At 61.3% G+C, this 21122-nt stretch carries 19 protein-coding genes and 1 pseudogene; 6 read left to right on the forward strand and 14 right to left on the reverse strand.

The window, feature by feature from the left end; genetic code table 11:
- Window positions 1-24 precede the first annotated feature (24 nt).
- Entirely contained in the window at window positions 25-1827 is a 1803-nt protein-coding gene (locus AC1DV9_RS02600; RefSeq protein ID WP_112515206.1) for a helix-turn-helix domain-containing protein, read from the reverse strand.
- A gap of 168 nt (window positions 1828-1995) precedes the next feature.
- Here AC1DV9_RS02600 and AC1DV9_RS02605 point away from each other — a divergent pair, with 168 nt between their 5' ends.
- Entirely contained in the window at window positions 1996-2589 is a 594-nt protein-coding gene (locus AC1DV9_RS02605; protein WP_112388756.1) for an amino acid synthesis family protein, read from the forward strand.
- A gap of 6 nt (window positions 2590-2595) precedes the next feature.
- On the opposite strand, the gene AC1DV9_RS02610 is transcribed toward AC1DV9_RS02605, so the two are convergent.
- From AC1DV9_RS02610 to AC1DV9_RS02625, 4 genes and pseudogenes are all read right to left on the reverse strand, one after another.
- Entirely contained in the window at window positions 2596-3513 is a 918-nt protein-coding gene (locus tag AC1DV9_RS02610; protein WP_477946012.1) for a glycoside hydrolase family 25 protein, read from the reverse strand.
- 260 nt (window positions 3514-3773) lie between these two features.
- Window positions 3774-4616, reverse strand: a complete 843-nt coding sequence (locus AC1DV9_RS02615; RefSeq protein WP_477946363.1) for an alpha/beta fold hydrolase — start codon at window positions 4614-4616, stop codon at window positions 3774-3776.
- An 86-nt stretch (window positions 4617-4702) separates the two neighbouring features.
- The gene (locus AC1DV9_RS02620) at window positions 4703-6433 is read right to left on the reverse strand and encodes a methyl-accepting chemotaxis protein (RefSeq protein ID WP_112388758.1); all 1731 of its coding nucleotides are present in this window, start codon (window positions 6431-6433) and stop codon (window positions 4703-4705) included.
- A 217-nt stretch (window positions 6434-6650) separates the two neighbouring features.
- Window positions 6651-7310 (reverse strand): annotated as a pseudogene (locus tag AC1DV9_RS02625) (amino acid ABC transporter ATP-binding protein); the annotation flags it as partial.
- 218 nt (window positions 7311-7528) lie between these two features.
- Here AC1DV9_RS02625 and AC1DV9_RS02630 point away from each other — a divergent pair.
- Both AC1DV9_RS02630 and AC1DV9_RS02635 read left to right on the forward strand, forming a co-directional pair.
- Window positions 7529-8524, forward strand: coding sequence for a type I glyceraldehyde-3-phosphate dehydrogenase (locus AC1DV9_RS02630; RefSeq protein WP_477946014.1), 996 nt, complete (start codon window positions 7529-7531; stop codon window positions 8522-8524).
- A gap of 243 nt (window positions 8525-8767) precedes the next feature.
- Entirely contained in the window at window positions 8768-9058 is a 291-nt protein-coding gene (locus tag AC1DV9_RS02635; RefSeq protein WP_477946016.1) for a hypothetical protein, read from the forward strand.
- A 67-nt stretch (window positions 9059-9125) separates the two neighbouring features.
- On the opposite strand, the gene AC1DV9_RS02640 is transcribed toward AC1DV9_RS02635, so the two are convergent.
- Genes AC1DV9_RS02640 through AC1DV9_RS02650 form a run of 3 tightly spaced genes read right to left on the reverse strand, consistent with a single transcriptional unit; the run spans window position 9126 to window position 12498 of the window.
- Entirely contained in the window at window positions 9126-10274 is a 1149-nt protein-coding gene (locus AC1DV9_RS02640; RefSeq protein ID WP_477946018.1) for a M20 aminoacylase family protein, read from the reverse strand.
- A gap of 49 nt (window positions 10275-10323) precedes the next feature.
- Window positions 10324-11424, reverse strand: coding sequence for a branched-chain amino acid ABC transporter substrate-binding protein (locus AC1DV9_RS02645; protein WP_112388761.1), 1101 nt, complete (start codon window positions 11422-11424; stop codon window positions 10324-10326).
- A gap of 12 nt (window positions 11425-11436) precedes the next feature.
- On the reverse strand, window positions 11437-12498 hold the full coding sequence (locus tag AC1DV9_RS02650; RefSeq protein WP_477946019.1) for a pyridoxal-phosphate dependent enzyme: 1062 nt from the start codon (window positions 12496-12498) through the stop codon (window positions 11437-11439).
- An 84-nt stretch (window positions 12499-12582) separates the two neighbouring features.
- Between AC1DV9_RS02650 and AC1DV9_RS02655 the strand changes: the two genes are divergently transcribed.
- The 3 genes from AC1DV9_RS02655 to AC1DV9_RS02665 all read left to right on the forward strand — a co-directional run bounded on the left by AC1DV9_RS02655 (window position 12583) and on the right by AC1DV9_RS02665 (window position 14960).
- Window positions 12583-13071, forward strand: coding sequence for an Lrp/AsnC family transcriptional regulator (locus AC1DV9_RS02655; RefSeq protein ID WP_477946020.1), 489 nt, complete (start codon window positions 12583-12585; stop codon window positions 13069-13071).
- Window positions 13072-13195: 124 nt separating this feature from the next.
- A complete protein-coding gene (locus AC1DV9_RS02660) occupies window positions 13196-13621 on the forward strand; it encodes a type 1 glutamine amidotransferase family protein (protein WP_477946022.1) in 426 nt (141 codons plus the stop codon).
- Between the two features lie 136 nt (window positions 13622-13757).
- The gene (locus tag AC1DV9_RS02665; RefSeq protein ID WP_477946024.1) at window positions 13758-14960 is read left to right on the forward strand and encodes an ROK family transcriptional regulator; all 1203 of its coding nucleotides are present in this window, start codon (window positions 13758-13760) and stop codon (window positions 14958-14960) included.
- A 5-nt stretch (window positions 14961-14965) separates the two neighbouring features.
- On the opposite strand, the gene AC1DV9_RS02670 is transcribed toward AC1DV9_RS02665, so the two are convergent.
- The 6 genes from AC1DV9_RS02670 to AC1DV9_RS02695 are packed head-to-tail and all read right to left on the reverse strand — an operon-like array spanning window position 14966 to window position 21116.
- Window positions 14966-16987 (reverse strand): beta-N-acetylhexosaminidase, encoded by a 2022-nt coding sequence (locus tag AC1DV9_RS02670; RefSeq protein ID WP_477946027.1) that lies wholly within the window; start codon window positions 16985-16987, stop codon window positions 14966-14968.
- Between the two features lie 16 nt (window positions 16988-17003).
- Window positions 17004-17480, reverse strand: coding sequence for a GNAT family N-acetyltransferase (locus AC1DV9_RS02675; protein WP_477946029.1), 477 nt, complete (start codon window positions 17478-17480; stop codon window positions 17004-17006).
- Window positions 17481-17492: 12 nt separating this feature from the next.
- Window positions 17493-18425 carry an ABC transporter ATP-binding protein gene (locus tag AC1DV9_RS02680; RefSeq protein WP_112514444.1) on the reverse strand — a complete coding sequence of 311 codons (933 nt, stop codon included), beginning with the start codon at window positions 18423-18425 and terminating at the stop codon, window positions 17493-17495.
- Complete coding sequence (locus tag AC1DV9_RS02685; RefSeq protein ID WP_112514443.1) at window positions 18422-19237, reverse strand: ABC transporter ATP-binding protein; 816 nt, start codon at window positions 19235-19237, stop codon at window positions 18422-18424. Before AC1DV9_RS02685 ends, AC1DV9_RS02680 begins: the two co-directional genes overlap by 4 nt.
- The gene (locus AC1DV9_RS02690) at window positions 19234-20136 is read right to left on the reverse strand and encodes an ABC transporter permease (RefSeq protein WP_112514442.1); all 903 of its coding nucleotides are present in this window, start codon (window positions 20134-20136) and stop codon (window positions 19234-19236) included. The genes AC1DV9_RS02685 and AC1DV9_RS02690 overlap by 4 nt, the downstream gene beginning before the upstream one ends.
- Window positions 20136-21116 carry an ABC transporter permease gene (locus AC1DV9_RS02695; protein ID WP_112388770.1) on the reverse strand — a complete coding sequence of 327 codons (981 nt, stop codon included), beginning with the start codon at window positions 21114-21116 and terminating at the stop codon, window positions 20136-20138. The genes AC1DV9_RS02690 and AC1DV9_RS02695 overlap by 1 nt, the downstream gene beginning before the upstream one ends.
- Window positions 21117-21122: the final 6 nt, after the last annotated feature.

Below are 21122 nucleotides of genomic sequence, written 5' to 3' on the forward strand. Positions count from 1 at the left end.
CGAGGATAACGAGGCTGTGGGAGATTACTTTCCGGCCGTTGCGCGGTTGTCGATGACGCCATGCAGGCGGATCGCCAGCTCGACCGCAAAGCGCTTCTCAGGTGTCTCGACATCAACGCCGAAGAGCTCCTGGATACGCGACAGACGATAGCGCAGCGTCGTCACATGCAGGCCCATCGTATCGGCGCAGGCCTGGCTGCGGCAGCCCTCTTGGAGATAGGTGGAGAGCGTCTCCAGATACGGCGTGCCGTTCTCTCGGTCGTGCTCGGCAATGGCGCCGACGCTTTCCTGCACGAAGCTGCGCACGTCGCCCGCTTCGGACGCCGCAACCAGCATCGGCAGCGGCCCGAAATCCTGGGCGGAAACGGCGCCTGTCAGCCCGAAGGAGCGGCCGATGCGGATCATCCGGCTGCAGCGTTCCCAGGCGGCGGGATAATCGGAAAGCGCGGCACAGCGGTTACCCGCGACGACCACGGGCGGCTCGTCGAAATAGCGGCCGAGCTCCTCGGCAATCCGCCGTGTCAGCTTGGCCGTGCGTTCCTGCCGCTTGCTCGGATCATGCGGAACCAGGCACACGACGCCGCCATCAATCGCGATCAGGCTCGCCTGCAGCGATGCCTGCTGCATGATGCGGGCAAGCGTGTGCTCTACATCGACGGAAGCCCCGCCAAACGCCTTCGTCTTGTCCGGGAAATCGATGACGATCATCTGCTGCGGCGTCGCGAAATTGAGCCCCAGCCTTTGGGCGCGCTGGGCGACATCCCCGGCATTGCGCCATCTGGCCTCGACGATCTCGAAGAACAGCTCGGTCTGTGTGCGGGTCTCAAACCGGAAGCGGATGAAACTGCGCATCATCTGGACGCTGAGCGCGAACTTGGCGCTGTCGAGCATCAGGAGATCGAGATCGCTGAACTCGCGCGAGGTGGGGAAAATGATCAAGGCCCCCACCAGCTGATTGTCGACCATCAGCGCCTCGATGCGGGCCGAGATCTTGAAGCGCTGCGTGCCATCATCGAGAAACAGGCTCGCGGCATCGGTCGTGCCGCGATCGATCGCTTCGCGCGCCGCCTTCATCAGCGGCCGCGCAAAGACGGTGGACGCGGCTTCCTGCCAGGAGGCCTCGTCATAAAGCGCATTTGGCGGCCGCCCTGCGATGACCTGATTGGCGGTAAAATCCACCACCACAGTCGGGTTCGGCAGCATCATCCCGACCATCGCCGAGAGCGGCGCAACCGCGCCGTCGCTCAAGACATGTTCGAGCAGCGAGGTATGCGCCTGCAACGCCCGCTCCAGCCGCTGCGCCGCGCGCTTCTCGGCCTCCAGCCGGTGCTCGCGCTCAACGGCGATGGCGCCCATGTGAATGATGGTGCCGAGAAAGGCGAGGTCGTCTTCGGTGACATCGGTGATCTGCCGGGAGATGACGCTCAGCACCATCGGCCGGCCCTCGGCATCCCGGCAGTTCATCGGCATCACGACGACCGTGCGGTAGTCGCGCTCGAAGGCTTCCTTGCGATAACCCGGAAACTCGGCCGTCTCGCGCGCGTCGCGGATATAGACGGGCTCGTTGCGCTGCAGGGCAATCAGCGACGGGCTTGTCGCCAGTTCCCATCGGTCCGGCAGCTGGCGTTCGATCAGCGTCGGATCGTAGCGGACGATGACATAGGCATAGCCGTGCGCCGCATCGATGCCCATGATCGAACCAAGCGACCAATGGGCGTGACGGCAGGCGGCCGCGATCAGGTGCTGCAGCACGGTCTGAAGGTCGCCGCCGCTGTTGATCTGGCTCGCCACGTCGCGGAGCGCCAATATCTGAGACTTCTGATCCAACCTGCCTCGCTCCCCCCGGCTGGCGCGTATCATGCGCGCGGCCTCAATAGAAATCTACTCCGTTTCGATGGAAGCTGAAGCCATCCGCTTCCGCCGATCAAAGGAAGACGTTCGCCGTTTAGCCGCTAGGCTTCTAGCCAGTTTCAACATTTCGTATCGGCGCAAGGCATGACACTCGGCATCAGAAAGATTTCCACCTTCCTCGAAGAAACGCATGTCGAAGGCGGCAAGGCAGCGCCTCGGCCGGTGACCATGGTCGTGGTGGCAGCAGTGATCCAGAACCCCTGGGCCGGGCGCGGCTTCGTCGAGAACCTGCGGCCGGAGATCATCCGAATTGCCGGCGAACTCAGCCACGAGATGACCAGCCGCCTGTTGCGGCAGATGGATGCCGAGAAGATCGAGGCCTGCGGCAAGGCGGCAGCGGTCGGCATCAACGGCGAGATCGAACATGCCTCGGCGATGATCCATACGCTGCGCTTTGGCAACCCGTTCCGCGAGGCGATCGGCGGCACCAACTATCTGGAATTCGCCAATACCCGCAACGGCCCCGGCGCCCTGCTATCGCTGCCGATGATGCACAAGAGCGAGAGCGGCAAGCGCTCACACTTCCTGACCGCCAACTTCATGATTGCCGATGCCCCGGGCGCTGATGAAATCATCGTCGCGATCGGCGCGGCCGACGGCGGCCGGCCGCATGCGCGCATCGCCGACCGGTTCCAAGATATTGCCGAGATGGAAGCCGAAAAGGCAGCCAAGGGCTGACGCGGGTTACCGGCCCCCGTCGCCGGGAATTGCCGCGGTGATGATCGTGTCGGCCGCAATCGAGCGGTCGAACACGCCGGGGAGTTCGATCTTTGCCAGGATCAGCGGCGGATCGGGATCTTCGGGCGGCAGCAGGCGGCCCTGCGGCCAGATGGCTTTCAGCTGCTCTCTATTTACGGAGGCCAGGTTGACGTCGATATCCGTCAGCGTTCCCGGCACGCGGTAGGGGCAGCGTCTCTTCGAGCAGTTCGACGCCGAAGAGAATTGCCAGAGGAAATATTGCTGCCAGTTCCCCATCGGAAACGTGCCGCCGACATCGGGCTTGTAGCGCGCATACCAGATCGGCAGCCGTGCCAGCACCGGATAGATCTGCCGGTAGGCGGCGATATAGCGGGCGGTCGCGTGGTTGACGTAGAGGATCGGATAACGGCCGGTGCGGGTGCGGATATGCCCGGCAAAGATCTGCGCATCAGACAGCGACATGAACTGATCGGTGTCGAGCCCCTCGAGATCGAGGACCATCAGGTCGTCGGGGCCGGGCTCTGCGTAGTCCAGAAAGTGGTTGGCCTGATCAACCGGGTTGCCGGGTCTGGCGACATGATAGGCGCCCCATAGCAGCCCGCTCTGCTTGGCAATGAATTTCCGGGTCTGATAGAGCTCGCGGCTGACCGCATATTTGCGCCACATCGTCTTGCAATGCGCGACGGTATCGCCGCGATGCTCGCCGCTGCAATCAAACACTTCCGGAAGCCCGTCCGAGGCCTTGGAAATCATCCCGGCGATCCGCTTGTCGGTGAGCAAAGCATCCCAGTCGATCGCGTTCATCTCATAGGCATCGACGATAAGCGCCGCATCCTGGCGGTTCCAGGGGGCCGCGTCGCGCGCGCCAGCGGAAGGACCGGCCAGTGAGAGACTGGCCGCCATGAGGTATGCAAACACCCATCTAAGGGATCGCCGCATCGACCGCCCTCTGTTCGTGCCGGGCAATTATATTAGATCATGCTTGCGCGAAACTGCGCCGGAGCGGCAGGGGGTAAACGGTGCTACGCCTTTCGGACGAATTGCCGAAGCGGCAGCCGTCTCCCATATCCATTTGGCTATGGTGAAAAGGACAGATGACCGACACCAATGCGGGGCCCGCTGAACCGGAATTCGGCGGGCCTCCTTTTCTTCAGGCAGAATCCCTACTTCCCGGCAATCGCATTGCGGATCATCGCGTCGTAGCCTTCCGGATCCTGCAGCATCGCAAAATGGCTGGCATCCTTGAGGATCACCAGTTTGGCGCCCGGAATTTCCTTTGCCATCATCTCAGTATGATCAAGTTTGACGGCCTCGTCGTGGTCGCCGATCGCCAGCGTCACCGGCACGGCGATCTTGGCGAGATTCGCAGCAGTCCAGGCCGGCTGGCTCGCCCACATCGCCGAGATCTGGTTGACGAACGCGTCATATTCGTTCGGCGTCGGCGACAGCTTGTTGTAGGATTCGCCCGCGGCATTGATATAGTCGCTGAAGGTCTTGTTGGTCATCACGTCGGCCTTGACGCCATCGGTCGTGACATTCGCCGCCTGGGCAATGACCCGCGTCAGCTTCTCCGGATGCGTCATCGCCATGTCGATGCCAATAATGCCGCCGTCGGACCAGCCGACGAGCGTGACCTTGTCCAGCTTCAGATAGTCGAGCAGTGCCACGTAGTCGGACGTCATCAGGTCGTAGCCGAAGGGCTGGGCGCTGCGCGTCGAGCGGCCGTGGCCGCGGCTGTCGGCAACGATCACCCGATGATCGCGGGCAAAATCCGCGACCTGATTGCCCCAGACATCGGCGCTGCCGAGGCCGCCGTGAATGAAGAGGATAGGGGCGCCCTCCCCATACTCAGCGTAGTACATCTTGATATCGTTGACCGGTGCCATGCCGCTGGCCTTGGCGGGCGGCATCGGTGGAAAACTGGGTAGCGTTTCCCAGCGCTCGGCGGCTTTTGCCGCCGTGGTCAGGGCGAGTGCGGTCAATAGGGCAATGGCAGCAGCTTTGATTGCAGACACAGCTGATCTCCGAGCGAAACACGCCGCGGAGATTAGGCCTATCCAGCCAGCTGGCAAGTCATCCAATCGAAGGCGGGTCAGGCGGCCGAACGGCTGGTCTGCGGGTTCCGGGGCCCCTGATAGTTCGATTTGACCGAAGAGCCGTCGTCGCGCATCACCGCACGGCGGTTCAGCTTGAAGAGGCTGACCAGCTGCGACAGCGCATCGGCGCCGAGCGCCAAGGTGCTGCTGATCGCCGTCGTGCGCGCACTCATCGCCGCATTTTCGCGCGTCATCTGGTCGAGCCGCTCGACTGCCTTGCTGATATCGCCAAGCCCCGCCGTCTGCTCGTCGGCCGCATGGGCAATTCTGTCGACATTGCCGTCGATCCGTTTGACGAGCACGTCGATCTGCTTCAGTGCCTCGCCGGTCTCACCGACCAGCCGGACGCCTTCGAGCACCTCGGTGCCGGAATTGTTGATCAGTGCCTTGATTTCCTTCGCCGCATTCGCCGAGCGCTGGGCAAGCTCGCGCACTTCTTGAGCAACGACGGCAAAGCCCTTGCCGGCCTCGCCGGCGCGCGCCGCTTCTACACCGGCGTTCAGCGCCAGAAGGTTCGTCTGGAAGGCGATCTCGTCAATCACGCCGATGATCTGGCTGATCTCACGGGAGGCCGCCTCGATGCGCTGCATCGCGTTGACGGTCTGCTCCACAACTTTGGTCGAGGCTGCGGTCGAAGCCCGTGCACTTTGAACAAGCTGCCGGGTCTCCTTGGTGTTTTCCGATGACGAGCGGACGGTGGCAGTGATCTCGCCGAGTGCCGCCGTCGTCTCCTCAAGGGCTGCTGCCTGCTCACGGGAGCGTTCGGCAAGATGCTCGGAAGCCTCGCGCACCTCCTGGCTGCTCTTGCTGAGATCACCGGTCTGGCCGAGAACATTGACCAGCGTCTTCTGGAACTCGCCGATCGACTTGTTGAAGTCGCGGCGCAGCCGTTCGAATTCACCAACGAAGGGCTTGTCGAGCGTAACGCGGATATTGCACTGCGACAGCCGTTCGAGCGCCGCGCCAAGCTCTTCCACCGCATCCATCCGGTCAGTCACGTCGATCGCAAACTTGACGACCTTGAAGACCTCGCCCTTGTGGTCGATGATCGGATTGTAGGACGCCTGAATGAAGACGCGCTTGCCATCCTTGCCAAGCCGCATGAACTGCCCGGTGGAGAATTTACCCGAGCGCAGTTCGGCCCAGAAATCCCGGTATTCCTGCGATTGGGCGTAGCCCGCCTCACAGAACATCGCATGATGCTTGCCGATGATCTCGGACGCCTCGTAGCCAAGCGCGCCGAGGAAATTCTCGTTGGCCTTCAGGATCGTGCCATCGGGTGTGAACTCGATGACGGCCTGCGCACGCGACAGCGCCGCCAGCTTTCCTTCGTCTTCGGCGCTCTTGCGCTTGATCGCGGTGATATCGGTGGCGATCTTCACCACCTTGTAGGGCTTGCCGCGGCGGAAGACCGGATTGTAGGAGGCTTCGATCCAGATTTCCTGGCCATTCTTCGCCAGACGCCGGTACTGGCCCTGATCATACTCTCCGCGCGCCAGCTTTGCCCAGAACGCCTTGTATTCCGTCGATGCTGCCTCATCGCGCAGCACGAACATGCTGTGATGGCGGCCGACGATCTCGGAGCGCGGGTAACCGACAGCTTTGCAAAAATTCTCGTTGGCAGTCAGGATGTTGCCAGAAAGATCGAACTCGATGATGGCTTGCGAGCGGCTCAGCGCCTCAAGCACGGACGACGCATCAAAACCGAGTTTCGGAAAGCTGGACATGTTTCAGTGACCCCACGATTACCGGCATCGGGACGATCCTGAACCGCCCGCCTTGCGCCCTCGCGAAACACTATCCGGACACCGTTAATTAGATATTAAGCATATCTGAAGTGGTGATTTTTACGGGCGGCTATCCCGCGCCGGGCGCCGATCCGCGTCAGGGTTGCGGAGCCGGTGTGCCCGATGACCTCATACGTGACCTGCGCCGCACACTCGTCTAATGCAGGATCTGGCTGAGGAACAGCTTGGTACGCTCGTGTTGCGGATTGTCGAAGAACTCAGCCGGCGAATTCTGTTCGACGATCTGGCCCTGGTCCATGAAGATGACGCGGTTGGCGACCTGGCGGGCGAAGCCCATTTCGTGGGTTACGCAGAGCATGGTCATGCCTTCTTCGGCCTGACTGACCATCGTAGCCAACACTTCCTTGACCATCTCAGGATCGAGCGCCGAGGTCGGCTCGCCGAACAGCATGATCTTCGGATTCATGCAGAGCGAACGGGCGATCGCCACGCGCTGCTGCTGGCCGCCGGAGAGCTGGCCCGGATATTTGTTGGCCTGTTCCGGAATCTTGACGCGCTTCAGGAAGTGCATGGCGACTTCTTCCGCCTGCTTCTTCGGCATCTTGCGCACCCAGATCGGCGCCAGCGTGCAGTTTTCCAGGATCGTCAGATGCGGGAAGAGGTTAAAGTGCTGGAACACCATGCCGACTTCGCGGCGCACTTCGTCGATCTTCTTCAGGTCGTTGGTAAGCTCGGTGCCATCGACGACGATCTGACCCTTCTGGTGCTCTTCCAGACGGTTGATGCAACGGATCATCGTCGACTTGCCGGAGCCAGACGGGCCGGCGATGACGATGCGCTCGCCACGCATAACCCTGTATAGCAAGTGTTTTTTGTCGATAAAAAACCAGAAACATCTTAAGCTTATGCGATCGTTACGAAAAATAGGATCTGCCTGTGATCGGTCAGGCGGCGGCTCCTCAGCAGTCCAAGCGATCGCCGCGGCGCTTGGAAGCAGTAGCAGCGACCGCCTTGATATTGCGCATCGCTCACGGTTGTCATAGGCCTCATCACATAATCGCAGGAGCCCAGCGCGTGACGAAACAGAAGCCGAAAATTGCTATCAATGGCTTTGGCCGCATCGGCCGCTCTGTTCTTCGCATCCTGCTGAAAGAGCGCCGCGATATCGAGGTCGTCCTCGTCAACGACATCGCTCCGCTGGAAAGCTGCGCCTACCTGTTCCAGTATGACAGCGTCTTCGGCCCATGGCCGGAGGACGTGGTGGCCGAGGCTCGCGCGTTGCGGATCGGCGAGCGTTCGATACCTTTCCACAACGAGCGGGATATTCGCGCCCTCGATCTATCGCACGTCGATATTTTCCTCGAATGCACCGGCCAGCCTTATACCCGCGATTACGTCTCCCGGGCGCTAGAGGCCGGCGCAAAGCGTGTCCTGATTTCGGGTCCGGCGGAATCTGCCGACGCGACGGTGGTGCTTGGCGCCAACGAAGAGATGATTGCCGGCCACAAGATCATATCCAATGCATCATGCACCACGAACGCGCTGGCACCCCTGCTGAAGACTGTCGATGACCTCTTCGGCATCACTGGCGGGCAGATGACGACGGTTCATTGCTATACCGGAAGCCAGCCGACCGTCGACCAGCCGCGGGACGATTTTGCACGCAGCCGCGCGGCAGCCCTCTCTATGGTGCCGACGAGCACCAGCGCCCACAAGCTGGTTGGCAAAGTCCTGCCATCCCTCGCCGGAAAGATCGAAGCCCGGGCCATCCGCGTTCCGACCGCAAGCGTCTCGGCGATCGACCTGACGGTGTCGCTGGAGAAGGCGCCGAGCCTAGCCGAAGCCCGCGAACGCTTCAAGGGCGCAATCGCCACGTCGCCCGTCATCGGCTGGATCGAAAAGCCGCTCGTATCCGTCGATCTGCGCGCCCGGCCGGAATCGCTGGTCGTCTCAGGACCGGAACTCTCGGTTTCCGCTGGCGGCCTTCTGCGGGTTTTCGGCTGGTACGACAATGAATGGGGCTTTGCCAACCGGATGCTCGACGTTGCGGCCCTAATGGCACGGTCGTAGCGCGGCGAAATGGGAGAGACGATAGCAATGCCGTATCCGAGGTCATTCAGGGCCATATCCGCAGTGGCCGCGACCCTGTCCCTGTTGTGGGCACCAGCGCTGTTGGCGCAGGAGGCATCGTCCGGTTCGAACTGGTCCAAGGACCCGACCAGCCGCTGCGAATTCATTTCCCCCATCTCTCTGACTGCAGGTCCCACCTACTGGACAGGACTATGCACCGCGAACAAGGCATCCGGACTTGGCATGCTGCGACGGCGCGACGGCGATCGCGCCGGTCCTGCCTTCTATGGCGAAATGAAAGCAGGCGTGCCTGTCATCGGTGTGATCGATCATGATGGTTATCGCGTTGGCCGCTTCAACGATGGCGATATCGGTGGCGATGCCAATCTCGAACCGCAGGTTCGGATCGATGCGTTCCGGGCGGCGGCAAAGGCAGCGCGAGCGGTCGGCTCGCAATATGCCAAGCAGGGCAACGCCGCCTCATCCCGCCACTATGAAAACATTGCCCAGCAACTCGATATGCAGGTGGAATGACCATTCGTTTCGGCGCCGGCATCGACCCTGTCGATGAGAACGCGATTTGCGGCAAGAATTGTGAGCGTTATCGCAGCCGTTGTCTCGCGACGGCAACGAAATATTCAGCCCCTTGCCCAAGCACATTGTCGTTGAAGTCATAGCTGGGATTATGCAGGGGAGCTGACGTCTCTCCATTGCCGATGAAGGCGAAGTTACCGGGAACTTTCTCCAGGAGCCTGGCGAAATCTTCGGAGGCGGCGATAGGCGCAATATCGTCTTCCACCGCCCCAGGTCCGAAAACGGAGGCGGCAGCCTCCAGTGCGACGCGCGTTTGCTCAGGTGTGTTGACGAGTGGAACGAACTCGCGGCGGTAGTCGATCGATGCCGAACAACCATAGGCCGAAGCTGTCCCATCAACGATCTGGCGCATGCGGCGCTCAATCTCCGCGCTGACCTCAGGCCGCATGCTACGCGCGTCGCCGAGTATGGTTGCGGTACCCGGGAGAGCGTTACGTGTACCGTCGGCAATAAGTTCAGTGACCGATACAACCGCCATATCTGCGGGGTCGAGCCGTCGAGAAACGATCGTCTGCAGGTTCACAACGAGCGCACAGGCTGCAACCAGCACTTCATTGGTATGGTGCGGTCGCGCCGCGTGGCCGCCTGTTCCGTCCAGCCTTATCTCGAATATGTCCTCGGCGGCCATGATTGAGCCAATTCGCGTCGCGAACCGGCCCACCGGCATACCCGGCATGTTGTGGATGCCGTAGACTTCGGAAAAAGGGAACCGGGCCATGAGGCCGTCGTCCAGCATTGAAAGAGCGCCCCTGCCCCATTCCTCAGCCGGCTGAAAGACGAAGCGAACCGTGCCGTCGAAGCCACCCTCTTCTGCCAGGATACGGGCAGCACCAAGTAGCATTGCGACATGTCCGTCATGGCCACAGGCGTGCATCGTGCCTAAGGCTTGCGACCGGTAGGGAAGGTCGCTCCTCTCGCTGATCCGAAGCGCATCCATGTCGGCACGAAGCGCGATGGCGCGCTTTCCGGTTCCCAGCGTCAAACTGCCGACAACGCCGGTTTTTCCAACGCCTTCTATGACCTGGATGCCCCATGAACGAAGTTTCTCGGCGACGAACGCTGCCGTGTTGATTTCTTCAAAGCCGAATTCGGGATTGCGGTGCAGGTGATGCCGCCATTCGATCATCTCCCTCTCGATTGTCTCGAACCTGTTCATAATCCACTCCCGAGCAAGAGGGCGCCGCTGGAGCGGCGCCCGGACAAGATCATTCGGCATTCTTTTGCTCGAACTTGCCACCCTTCAGTTCGTAGAAGACGAAGTCCAGCCGCGTGATATCGCCCTTCTCGTTGTAGGAGAGAGGGCCTATGACGGTATCGACTTTCAGCCCGCCGTGCAGCTTGTCTGCGACAATCTGTGGATCGGCGCTTCCGGCTTCCTTGATGCCGGCTGCAATGACCTGCATCGCCACGTAGCCATAGAGCGTGAAGCCTTCCGGATCGATCTTCTTCCCGGCAAAGCGCTTCACAACCTCCGCAGCCGCGGGGTTTTGACGTGCATCGGGGCCGAAGGTAATCAATGTGCCGTCGGCTTCCGGCCCGGCGATAGCCGCGAATTCACCCGAGAACATCGCGTCTCCGCCGATCATCGGGGTCTTGACCCCTTGATCACGCAATTGACGAAGAATGAGACCTCCCTCGGTGTAGACGCCGCCGAAATAGACGACATCAGCCTTGGTCTCTTTGATCTTGGCGATCAGGGCCGAGAAATCCTTGTCGCCGACAGTGATACCCTCGTAGCCAGTCTCGGTCAGGCCGCCGGCATTGATCGATTTCTTTACCTCTTCGGCAAGACCCTGACCGTAGGGCGTCTTGTCGTGAACGATGAAGACATTCTTGCCGGTGAAATTCTTGATCAGATAGTTCCCTGCGACGGTCCCTTGCTGGTCGTCACGCCCACAGGTGCGAAAGGTGTTCCAGAGCCCGCGTTCCGTGAGCTTGGGATTTGTGGATGCCGGAGTGATCTGGAACATGCCGTTCTCGGCATAGACATCCGAGGCAGGGATTGAGGCACCGGAATTCTGATGCCCGATGACGAATTTTATGCCGGATGCCGCAAGCCGATTGGCGACCGAGACGGCCTGCTTGGGATCGCCACCGTCATCTTCCGTCTGCAGCAAGATCTTTTCGCCGAGAATTCCACCCGCGGCATTGATATCCTCGATCGCCTGCTTGACGCCATTGAGGTTCTGTTCGCCAACAGCGGCGCTGCCGCCTGTGACCGGGCCGGCCCAGCCGATCGTCATATCCGCCAAAGCCGGCGTGGCCAGCACGCCCGCAATCGTCGCGGCAATTATTATGCTTTTCATGTCATTCCCCTTTTAGGTTTCTTCGTTGAGAGGTCCTTCGGTCACGAACAACAGCACGCGGCTCGAAGCGTCGAGTTCAAGGCGGACTGCCATTTCGGGATTTGCAATGGCTCGGCGAAGCCCGGCGAGACCGGCTGCGCCCGACGGCGTGGTCGCGGGACCGCCAGCGCCTTCCAGCAAGAGTGGTTCGCTCAGAAGACGATCCTCCTCGACGGTTACGACGTCCACAAGCCCGGCCATCAGTTTCAACGCCGGCCGGCTTGCCTCGCCGCAGGCAAGCATCGTTGCGGACGTTGTCAGATCGCCAGGCACCCGCTCGACCTTGACTGTGCGGATTGCCACATCGACACATGCCGCTGTCGCGGGTTCTACGACGACAATCCTTGCCGGTTGCGCGAGCCAGTCCTTGAGGCCTGTCGCCATTGCCGCCGCGAGACCGCCGACACCGGCCTGGATAAAAAGATGCGTCGGACGCGGCCCTTCCCCGATCTGCTCTTTGATTTCCTGCGGGATCACGCCGTAGCCTGCGATCACGTCGCTCACGATCGGGTCATCGGGATCGGCGGAGGTGTCGGCCACCAGAATGCCGGCACCGTCTTTGGCCGCCTTCTTTGCCGCGTCGACAGCGTCGTCATAGGTTCCATCGATGTCGACGATCTCCGCACCCATCTCAACGATGCGATCACGGCGGGCGCGAGAGACGTCGGGGTAGAGGAAGATGCGGGCGCGGCTGCCAGCAAAACGAGCGGCGGCGGCAACGGCCAGGCCATGGTTTCCAGCACTCGCAGTCAACAGCTGAGGCAGGCGGCCGGCCGGCACTTTGCCCGAAGCAATCGCGGCGAAATCCTCACCGGTAGCCCGCGACAGCGCCCGCAATGCCGCATAGGTTCCTCCAAGTGATTTGAAGCTGCCGAGTGTTCTAGCTCCCTCGTCCTTGAGGAAGACCGCACCCAGCCCATGGGCAGCTGCGAGCTCCGGCGAGGCAATCAGCGGTGTCGCGGCATATCCCGGCGCAAGGGCATGCAGGCGGGTCTGGATAATGTGAGCGTCTTCGATCGGCAGGTTCTTTGTCATGCGGAAATACTACTGCGTTATGCGCGCTGAGTTTCGCCGAAATTCCTTGCACCTTACCGGTTTCAGGCGATATTCTCCCCATTCATGACGGAAACCGCTACCCTCGATTCATTCGGTCTCTCTTTGCTGAAGCTGGTGCAGGTCAACAACCTGATGCCGGCCCGCATGCTCGCCGAAAAAGTTGGCCTTTCCGAAAGCGCGGTGTTGCGCAGGCTTCGCCAGATGCGGGCGAATGGGACGATTGCCGCCGATGTCGCGATCGTACGGCCGGCGTCGATGGGATTTCCACTGACAATTCACGTTCTCGTTTCGCTGGAGCGCGAGGCCGGTAGCGAACTCGAGGCGTTCATCAGGAAGATCAAAAAGCGGCCGGAGGTTCGGCAGGCCAACTACGTGACCGGTGAGGCTGATTTCATTCTGATGCTGCAGCTTTCCGGCATGGAGCAATACGACGTCTTCACGCGTGAAGTGTTCCACGACGACGGCAACGTGAAATCGTTCACGACGCTGGTTACGATCCGCGATGTCGTCAACCCTATGGATGCGGTCCTTGCTCGAGGCATCGACCGATAAATCAAGGCGCCGCTCACACCGCGGTGCCCCCTCGAAGTATAACTCCGCGGACCACTGCCACTCACCTGCTCGCCAAAAGGCGGATCTAGAGGCGGTTTCGGCGGTGTAGTGATACGCGGCCAATATGCACGATAAGAACCTCGGCAAGATCCTGGTGAGCTTCGATGAGACCGGCCGCCCGACCGGCATCATCTGCCACGGCCCGATCGTTTTGCTTTCGGCACTCCCGAATCCAGACGCCTTCATCGCCTCGATGATCGCCGGTGACGGCAAGGCGAGCTCGCTCACCACCAGCTGGCCTTATGCCGGTTATCGCGCGACGATCTTCTCGACTGGCGAAGAGCAGGCGCTCGAAGGCCCGAACGGCCTCGGTGGCAACGTTCAGTTCTACCTGGTCAATGCCCTGGCCGAAGCCGGCGCACGCGTGGAACCGATCGCCAACTGGCATAGCAACGTCGTCGTCGATCGCGAACTGATCACCGGCCAGCAGCCGATGTCGGCGCCAGAATTCGGCGACGCTCTCGTCGCAAAGCTGAATGACAAGCAGTAGTCACGTCGAAAGCGGACCGCCGGGTCAATTCGGCGGTCCCAAACCCATACTTTAAGTCGCGTCCAAGCTCAAAAAAGCGCTTTCCCCGGGGCTTGTCTCATGGGAAAGGTAACGCTGCATTTGCGACGAAAGATCCATGAAAACAATATCGGGCACCAACCTTGAGCAAGCGAAATTCCATAACCGCCGGGTTGTGATCGAAGCGATCCGCAGCAGTGGACCGCTCTCCCGGGCGGCGATCGCGCGGATGACCGCGCTGACCACGCAAACGGTGTCCAATATTGTCGAGGAACTGGCGCGCTCTCACCTTTTGATTTCCGGCGAGCCGCAGAAGACAGCCCGCGGACAGCCGATCATTCCCTACTCAATCAATCCGCAGGGAGCCTATTCGATCGGCCTTGAGCTCGGAAGCCAGCGCGCCAGCGGCATTCTGACCGATCTCTCCGGCGCCATCTGCGCCCGCGTCGAGCACAATATCGATCACGCCGATCCGGAGAAGGCGATTCCTGTTCTTGAGGGCGTCGTCGCCGAGCTTCAGGGCGCATTCGCGTTTGACCGCCGCCGCCTTCTCGGGATCGGCATGGCACTTCCCGGGCGCTATGCCGACGGAGGGGTGACCACGCTCAGCCCCCAGAATTTGCCGGGATGGCAGCGCTTTCCTGTGGGACGCGAGCTCGAAGACCGCCTGGGCTTGCCGGTGCTCATCGAAAACGATGCGGCAGCGGCAGCGATCGGCGAGCGCCTTCACGGCGTTGCCCGTGGTTTCAACAGTTTCGTCTATCTTTATCTTGCCCGCGACGGCGGCATCGGTGCCGGCATGTTTCTCGACGGCCATCTCTACAAGGGCAGCCGCTACAATGCAGGCGAAATCGGCCACATCGTCGTCGAGCGCAACGGCAGGCCCTGTCCCTGCGGCAAACGTGGTTGCCTCGACCGCTATGTCTCGCCATCAGTCGCCTATGAATTCATGGGCATCGGCAATGCAGGCGAGCTTTCGACCGACGAACTCGACGAACGGGTGAGAGCCGGCGGCAAAGGTCTTGAGGACTGGCTGGCGCTGGCGGTCGAGCCCTTGCGGCAGACGATCGACTTCCTCGAGCTTGCCTTCGACCCGCAGACGATCGTTCTCGGCGGCAGCATATCGACGCTGATGATGCAGAGGCTGGCAGACTGCCTGGCACCGCTCCCCGTGCCGATCGACCCGGATGAGATCAGGACCGTGCCGCGCGTCACCATCGGCACGACCGGGAAGGATACGGCCATTCTCGGCGCCGCAGCCCTCCCGATCTTTTCCGAAACGAACCCCCGTTTCGACGTTCTGCAGAAGCCGGTGGGCTAGCGGCCTCAGGCCTGCTGGATGCCGTAGAGAAGCGGCATCAGTCCCACGAGCGCCCGGAACCGCTCCCAGGATTTCGCCTCCGGTCTCGTCCAGCCGTTTTCAGCGAGGGCCGAAAGCCTTGGAAAGACCAGGCGATCGAAGACCGCCCGGTCGGTCATCGGTTCGGACCAGATGCAGGCCTGAATTCCGCGAAGCATCTTCCTCTGCGCATCCGTCCACCCTTCGACCGGATCGAACTGGTACAGCTTTTCAGCATCGGATGTCCCCGCCCAGTTGGCGCCCGGCTCGTCCCAATCCGGCCTCAGTGCCATATCGAGATAGTAGACCTGGCCGGGGCAAACCACGATTTCGTAGCCTTGCGCGGCGAGTTCGGCCGCCACTTCGACATTTCTCCAGCTGCAGAGATAGCTGCGCGATTTGTCGATGACGTCTCCATGAGCTGCTTCCTCCCAGCCGCCGGTCGTGCATCCGTTTGCGGCCAGGAAGCGCTGCACGCGCTGCAGGAATTCGGCCTGCAGCACCGCGGTACCCGACCCGGAAATATCGTCGGCGCCATGGTCGTTGGTAATGACGTTTAGCCGTTCTGCATGCCTGTCGGCGATCGCGTCACCGGCGAGTGAACGCAATCTTGCCAGTGCCTGCGGAGAACCGGACCAGGCGCCGAGCGGGACTTCGTCGGCACCGATGTGGATGATCTTCGAAGGGAACAGGTCGATGAGTTCGGAGAGAATGGTCTCGACGATCTCGTAGGTCTCTTCCCTTGCCGGATTGAGGCAATTGTCCGGAAAGCCCTGGACGGAATAGTAGCTGCCCATCTCGTCCGGATCGCGCAGTTCCGGAATGGCAAGCTGCATCGCATAGCAATGGCCCGGCATGTCGATTTCCGGAACGACGGTTATGCCGAACGAAGAGGCGAGCGAAACGATCTCTCGTACCGCCGCCTTTGTATAGAACCCGCCCGTTCGAGCCGGGCTGGAGCCGAGGAGCGGCGGAATTGCCAGCCCGTGGCCGCGCCAGGCGCCAATCTTCGTCAGAGCCGGATAGGCGTCGATCTCGACGCGCCATGCCTCATCATCCGACAAATGCCAGTGGAAATGGTTGAGCTTGTTCCACGCCAGCACCGCGAGCAGCTTTTTGATTTCTGCAGCGCCGTAGAATTGTCTCGCAACATCGAGATGCAGGCCGCGCCAGGCCATTTGCGGCTCGTCGGCGATTTCCCCGGAGCCCGGAAATTGGAAGACCTGCGGATGCAGCCTTGCTCCCCGCCAGATCTGACCAAGCGTGATGAGGCCGTAGAGAAAACCGGTCCGGCCGGCTGCCTCGACCTCGACGCTGCTGCCCCGAAAGCGGATACGGTAGCTTTCCGGCCCCGGGAGGTCTGCTGCGGTCAGTAACACAGGCATGCCGCCCTCGGCAGCTGGCCGCACCATCCCCTCGACGGCAAACAGCCGCTCCACCAGCGCCGTGAAATTTTCTGCTGCGGCTTCTGCTTCGGCATTGGAAGCCTGCAGGGCAAAGCCTGCAGGCAACGGCATGCGGGCGCCAACCGAGACTTTGCTGGGCCACGGAATAATGGAAACGGGAACGGGGACCTGAGCTGGCACCGGAAAGATCTCTGCGCCACGCTTGAGCGGCGCGTTGCTGGCCGACGACCGTGTCGGTTCGCATTCAAGCGTGATGATGCGCCCGTCATCAAGAGCCAGATAGGCATTGGTGGCGCCATCCGTCCAGTGCTGGAATTGCCAGCTCAACGCAAAGACCGAGATCGACCATGTGTCTCCCTGGGCAAGCACGAAGCCTTCAGGCGGACGGAACTCTGTAAAATTCGACAGGCGTTTGGAAACAACCGCACCTTCGACCCGGCCAGCCGGATCGACACGTCCCGGCCCGCTGACACAGAGGGCGAAATTGGTCAGCGGCTCGCCTCCCATGTGCTTCAGGCGAAGTGCATAGGAGAACTCTGCGTTGCCGGATGGTGGATTCCATATGGTCTCCAGCCGCAGGGCGGAGCGTTGAGGTGCGGACATGGCTATTCCTTTGGGTTCAGTGGTCAGTTTTGAGCATGCCGGCATAAATGCCGGGCTCGGAATTCGGGATCGGCGTTGCCGCAACGGCCTTCTCGTAAAACGCGGACGGCCCGACGTCGCCGATGATCGCATAGGCATATCCCAGCGACTTAAGGTCGTTCAGGCTGGCAAACAGGAGAGCACGGCCGATGCCGAGGCCGCGCGCATTTTCATCAACGCCGGTTGGGCCGAAGAAGCCGCGCGCCGTGGCTTCGTGGCAAGAAAAGCCGATCAGCGCGCCGTCGCGCGTCGCAATAAAGCAGGTGGGCGGCTGGCGAGTCATGGCAACCGCTGCTTCGCTCGCCCAGCCCGCTCCAAAATTGTCCTCGATCCAGCCTGTGATCAGCTTGAGCTCAGGCGGCAGGGCGCGCCTGATTGTCACCCGCGCCTCCGTCATAGCGGTTTGTGACGTGTTGTCGGCAGGCAAGGCCGACAGGTTGACGAGATAATCCATTCTAGTTTGGCCTTATTGAGCTGTGTTGCCGGGCATTCGGACGAAGTGGTTCGCGCCCACCTGATCGATCGCCGCCGACGCCGGGCGGCTGAGGCTGCGGACCTTTTCCGCCTGTTCAAGGAAGCGGGCACTTCCGCCGGTCACGAACGGCCTGCCGCCGTCGGGCACGGCAGAAAGCAGCAGCCGGGTATAGGGGTGATGCGGCTGGCCCAGCACGGCAGACGTATCGCCCCATTCGACCATCTGTCCGGCAAACATCACGACGATTACCTCGGCAACGCTGGCCGCGGTGGCGATATCGTGGGTGATGTAAAGCAGGGCCAGATCATTTTGCTTTTTGACGCGCGCCAGGAGGTCGAGAATGTCCTTGCGAATGGAGACGTCGAGCATCGACGTCGGTTCATCGGCAACGAGCACGCTCGGCTGAACCGCAAGCGCCCGGGCAATGTTGACCCGCTGGCGCTGACCGCCCGAGAGCTCGTGCGGAAACTTCCGGCGCGAGACTGCCGGGTCGAGCCCGACGCTTTCAAGCAGCGCCCCGATACGCTCATCCAGCACCTGCTTTGAAAGACCGTGCTGGTGAAGTTCGAGCGGCCGCGACAGATGATGGTTCACGCCGAAGGCGGGATTCAGGGAGGAAAACGGATCCTGAAACACCATCTGGACATCCTTACGGTAGCGCCGCTCCTCCTTCGGAGTGCCGCGAAGCGTCAGATCCTGCCCCCGGAAGAGCAGCTTGCCGCCAGAGGGTCTGTCCAGGCGGGCGATGATCCGCGCACAGGTCGTCTTGCCGCATCCGGATTCGCCGACAAGCGCCAGAGCCCGTCCCGGATAGAGCGAGAAACTGATGTCCCTCAAAGCCTGGACCGGGCCGAAATGCCTGTTGATGCTTTCAAGCCGGATATGCGGCAAAGCTGCGGTGGATATGCTCGGCTCGGCTCTCATGCTGTAACTCCGGAAGACAGGTCATGGACGGGAAGCTGCGGGATCGCGTTCCATAGCTTGCGCGTGTATTCGTGCTTCGGCGCCGTGCTGACCTGATGGACATCGCCAACCTCGACCAGCTCGCCTTTCAGCATCACTCCGATGCGCTGACACAGCTGCGCCATCAAATGCAGGTCGTGGGTGATGAACAGCACCGAGAAACCATGCGTTCTCTGCAGATCGACGACCTGCTCGAGGATCTCGCGCTGGACGACGACGTCGAGTGCTGTCGTCGGCTCGTCCATGATGATCAGTTCGGGCTGGAGGGCCAGACATATGGCGATGACGATACGCTGACGCATGCCGCCTGAAAACTGATGCGGATAGTCGGCAATGCGATGGGGCGGTATGCCCACCAGCCGGAACATCTCCTCGCCGCGTGCCCTCGACTGGTCGCGCGAACATCCGGTATGCCTGAAGAGCGCGTCATGAAACTGCGCTTCGACCCGCATCAGAGGGTTGAGCGAGTTCATCGCACTCTGGAACACCATGCCGACGCGCTTCCAGCGGATCTTCTGGAGCTCGCGCTCGGTCAGGCGCAGCAGATCTTCTCCGCCCAATTTGATGCTGCCGCTTGCGATCCAGGCCGGCGCCTTGGAGAGCCGGGTGATCGCATAGGCAATCGTGCTCTTGCCGCATCCAGACTCGCCAGCAAGCCCAAAGATCTCTCCCTTGCCGATGTTGAAGGAGACGTCGTTGACGGCGCGGAACTCGCCTTTGTCGACGAGATAGTCGATGTTGAGATGCTCGATTTCCAGCAGATTGTCGCTCATCGGCGTCCCTCCAGCTCGCGATTGCGGGCACGATTGAGGCGGAACCAGCGAGCAAGGGCGGGGCCTGAGCGCAGTTGCGGATTTGCGATCTCATCGAATGTGAAGTTGAGAAGCGCCAGTCCGAGACCGGTCAGCGCAATCCCGGCCGCCGGAACGCCGACGTCCCACCACGCGCCCACCATGATCGCCGAGGCGTTCTGTGCGTTGTAGAGCATCGTGCCCCAGGAGACCTTCAGCGGATCGCCGAAACCCAGATATTCCAGCGTCGTCTGTGCGACGACAGCATAGATGATGCTCCCGACCAGATTGATACCGATGAGGGGCGCCAGATTGGGCAGGATCTCGACGAAGATGATCCGCCATGCCGGCTCGCCGATCATTTTCGACGCCGTCACGAAATCACGGTTTCTGATCGACATGGTCTGCGACCGCGTCATTCTTGCACCCCATGGCCACGATGTCAGAGCGATGATCATCATGATCGTCATCGGACCGACCGTTCCCGCGAATGAGGCAAGCAGGATCAGCAACGGCATGTTCGGGACGACGAGAACGGCATTGGTTGCAAGATCGAGGGCGGCGTCGGTTTTTCCGCCGGCATATCCGGCAACAAGACCGATACCGGTGCCGATGACGGTGATCGCGATGCCGGTGGCAAACCCGACCGAAAGCGAGCTTCGCGCACCCCAGACAAACTGGCGATAGACATCGCGCCCCATCTTCGTGGTGCCAAGAACGTGTTCCATCGACGGGGGCTGATGGGAGCGGCCGACACGCGCGCCGGGTTCGCCCGGCGCAATAAGCGGAGCAAGCAGCGCGATCGCCCAGATGGCCGCGACGATAATCAATCCGGCAACGGCCTTGCGCTGGCGAAGGATGGCCCCAAGGGTGAAGCTCATTAGTTTGCCTCCCGCAGTCGTGGGTCGATCGATCCATAGAGAATGTCGACGAGAAAATTGGCGCCGAGAGTGGCAAGCGTCATCAGGAGCAGCTGGCCCTGAATGACCGGATAGTCACGCGCGATACTCGCGGTGTAGAGGGTCAATCCGAGCCCCGGGTAGTTGAAGACGATCTCAGTGACGATCGATCCACCGAAGACCGCGCCGATCATCAGTGCCAGATTGGTAAGAACGGGAAGCATCGCGTTGCGGGCGCCGTATCCGAACATCACGGCACGGTGGCTGAGGCCCTTGGCACGCCCCATCGTGACGTAGTCTTCGCCAAGCACCGAGATCATCGCCGAACGCATCGTCGTCTGAAATTCACCGATGAGAAACGGCGACAGCGTCAGTACCGGCAAAATTGCGTGAACGAGCACGCTGCCGGCAAAGGTGAAGTCGAAACCCGGGTCCAGGTTCGGATCATAGGCATAGCCAACCGGAAACCAGCGAAGGGAAACACCAAAGATGAAAAGCGTGGTCAATGCGATGATGACGGGAGGGACGGATATCATCACGACCGACAGCGGCGACACGATCGTGTCAAACCGGCCGCCGCGCCGCCATGCGGCGACAGCGCCGAGAACCACCCCCACACACAGGGAAAAGAGGATGGCGGTGACGACCAGAAAGATTGTCCAGATGGTAGCTCTGCCCAAAACCTGAACAACCGTTTGCGGATAGTATTTGACCGACACGCCAAGATCCAGCGTGGCCAACCCCTTCAGATAGTCGGCGAACTGGCTCATCATCGGGGCATCGACCGCGCCAAAGCGAGCCTTGATCGCTGCCACGGCTGCCGGCGTGGCGCGTGGCCCTAGCTGGGCCACCATGGCATCGACGGGGCTCCCCGGCATAAGCCGGGGAAGGATGAAGTTCATCAACACAGCGAACGCCAGAGCGACCGCATAGACGCCGAGGCGCCGGCTCGAAATGCGCATATCCTC

Source organism: Rhizobium sp. 01L410 (assembly GCF_056400165.1).

What these genes read in the sequence shown, in the direction of transcription:
- AC1DV9_RS02605 (WP_112388756.1), top strand. Translation starts at nt 1,996, where the DNA reads ATGACACTCGGCATCAGAAAGATTTCCACCTTCCTCGAAGAAACGCAT.
- AC1DV9_RS02610 (WP_477946012.1), bottom strand. Translation starts at nt 3,513, where the DNA reads ATGGCGGCCAGTCTCTCACTGGCCGGTCCTTCCGCTGGCGCGCGCGAC.
- AC1DV9_RS02620 (WP_112388758.1), bottom strand. Translation starts at nt 6,433, where the DNA reads ATGTCCAGCTTTCCGAAACTCGGTTTTGATGCGTCGTCCGTGCTTGAG.
- AC1DV9_RS02635 (WP_477946016.1), top strand. Translation starts at nt 8,768, where the DNA reads ATGCTGCGACGGCGCGACGGCGATCGCGCCGGTCCTGCCTTCTATGGC.
- AC1DV9_RS02640 (WP_477946018.1), bottom strand. Translation starts at nt 10,274, where the DNA reads ATGAACAGGTTCGAGACAATCGAGAGGGAGATGATCGAATGGCGGCAT.
- AC1DV9_RS02645 (WP_112388761.1), bottom strand. Translation starts at nt 11,424, where the DNA reads ATGAAAAGCATAATAATTGCCGCGACGATTGCGGGCGTGCTGGCCACG.
- AC1DV9_RS02650 (WP_477946019.1), bottom strand. Translation starts at nt 12,498, where the DNA reads ATGACAAAGAACCTGCCGATCGAAGACGCTCACATTATCCAGACCCGC.
- AC1DV9_RS02655 (WP_477946020.1), top strand. Translation starts at nt 12,583, where the DNA reads ATGACGGAAACCGCTACCCTCGATTCATTCGGTCTCTCTTTGCTGAAG.
- AC1DV9_RS02660 (WP_477946022.1), top strand. Translation starts at nt 13,196, where the DNA reads ATGCACGATAAGAACCTCGGCAAGATCCTGGTGAGCTTCGATGAGACC.
- AC1DV9_RS02665 (WP_477946024.1), top strand. Translation starts at nt 13,758, where the DNA reads ATGAAAACAATATCGGGCACCAACCTTGAGCAAGCGAAATTCCATAAC.
- AC1DV9_RS02670 (WP_477946027.1), bottom strand. Translation starts at nt 16,987, where the DNA reads ATGTCCGCACCTCAACGCTCCGCCCTGCGGCTGGAGACCATATGGAAT.
- AC1DV9_RS02675 (WP_477946029.1), bottom strand. Translation starts at nt 17,480, where the DNA reads ATGGATTATCTCGTCAACCTGTCGGCCTTGCCTGCCGACAACACGTCA.
- AC1DV9_RS02680 (WP_112514444.1), bottom strand. Translation starts at nt 18,425, where the DNA reads ATGAGAGCCGAGCCGAGCATATCCACCGCAGCTTTGCCGCATATCCGG.
- AC1DV9_RS02685 (WP_112514443.1), bottom strand. Translation starts at nt 19,237, where the DNA reads ATGAGCGACAATCTGCTGGAAATCGAGCATCTCAACATCGACTATCTC.
- AC1DV9_RS02690 (WP_112514442.1), bottom strand. Translation starts at nt 20,136, where the DNA reads ATGAGCTTCACCCTTGGGGCCATCCTTCGCCAGCGCAAGGCCGTTGCC.
- AC1DV9_RS02695 (WP_112388770.1), bottom strand. Translation starts at nt 21,116, where the DNA reads ATGCGCATTTCGAGCCGGCGCCTCGGCGTCTATGCGGTCGCTCTGGCG.